This is a genomic window from Nitrospirota bacterium, from assembly GCA_030645475.1.
Lineage (GTDB): Bacteria > Nitrospirota > Nitrospiria > Nitrospirales > Nitrospiraceae > Palsa-1315.
Genome location: JAUSMA010000036.1, coordinates 1 through 1,540 on the forward strand (window position 1 = coordinate 1; position 1,540 = coordinate 1,540).

The 1,540-nt window shown below is 61.5% G+C and carries 2 protein-coding genes; both read right to left on the minus strand.

What is annotated here, in order from left to right; genetic code table 11:
• Positions 1-797: hypothetical protein (locus Q7U76_08260; GenBank protein ID MDO8356364.1), on the minus strand; the 797-nt coding region annotated here is incomplete at its 3' end.
• A partial coding sequence (locus Q7U76_08265) for a hypothetical protein (protein ID MDO8356365.1) occupies positions 769-1,540 on the minus strand: 772 nt, incomplete at its 5' end. The genes Q7U76_08265 and Q7U76_08260, both read right to left, overlap by 29 nt.

Below are 1,540 nucleotides of genomic sequence, written 5' to 3' on the forward strand. Positions count from 1 at the left end.
GCCATAGCCGCCGCCGAGGATTTCGCCTCAGCCAAAAACCCACTCCGGATCAGCAGGCTCTGATGGGCAGCTGCCGTCACACTCCTGGCATACTGGACCGCCGACTCGTGAACCGAAGGTGGCAAGGCCACCACCGATTCGGCGCCAATCCCAATTGTCGTTCCAGGCCACAACCCGTCATGACCACGCAACGCCAAGCCGACCGTCTGGGACACGGATACCGCCCGCTCCGGTAACGGTCCGTCCTCTCCACCCAACAGGAGGAGGCCGCTCCGGATCGCCGATCCAGTCAGCAACACATCGAGCACACGTCGTCCCGGTTCGGCAAGATCGGCATAGGCGGCCGCCAGCAACCCCAACGTCGGACGAGCCCCACCGACGGGAGCTTGAAGAAACGCCAGGGCGCGTCCCACCATCAGGTCTTCATCGACCGCTGCGGCCAACACCACAGTCAGCACTTCCACCACAGTACAGGACAAGACCGCCGCCAAGTGCACCACCGCACGATCCTCTCGGGCAGGTTCTTGCAAAGCCGCCATCACGGCCTGCAACCACGGACTCTTCTCGGAGGGCACCTGTTTGAGAAACTCCGCTACATAGAGCCATTCCGAACTGTCTCGATTCAAAGCCGGATTGGTCGCAGCTAACGCCGCCACGGCAGAGAGGGCAAACGTCCGCAAGCTCAGCGCCGGCATGGGATCGGCACTCCGCTCGTGCTGCTCGGAAAACGGAGATCGAGGGGATGGCTCCTTGGCCATACTCGGTTCTTCAATGCCCAGCGATTCTACCGGTCCCATGCGGTCTCCCTTCAGGGTCATAGTGGAATCGGATCACCTGTCCCAACCAGGGCACCCATCCCGGATCGATATCGAGCCCCGCTCGACGGATACGCAGATCGATATCACTCAACGGCATCCATACCTCTACATGGGTCTGGCCACAGGACACCCATCCCGGGCGGCGGACGACATTGGCCAGCCCCAGGTGAGCCTGGAGCCGACACCAGCTCCGCATGGCCTGTCGCCATTGGCCCACAATGGCATCGACTTCCTTCGCGACAAACTCACCTTGCTCTCGCTGAACCTGCTCTGGGCCACCTCTCTCATCGTCAGACAGCCACAGACAAACAGGATCGTCCTCCGGAATGGACAGCCGCTTCGCGATCGAACGCAGAACTCGCCACGGCACATGAGAGTCGACCCATTCCGGATGGTCCTGAATCGCACGACTCAATCCCGCGCGCGCCAGCAACGGAATTAAGAACAAGAATCCCGCATAGGGCGTGTACAGAGGCACCTCAGACCGCTGACGCGGCGCGTCTCGAATCATCGGCTCAACGGCTGGAACAATGATTCCATCTCCCCCTGTTAGTCGGCTCAGAGAACGATCGTCCGGAGATAGCGATGCAATCGGGACCTCGATCGAGCCGGCGATGGTCCGTAACAGGACCTTCGCCTCGCTGAGCACCTCTACAGGTCTTGCCTGCTCAGGCCGCCAGCTCTGAACCGCCAACGCCACTAGCCAGAGGGATCGGACATCC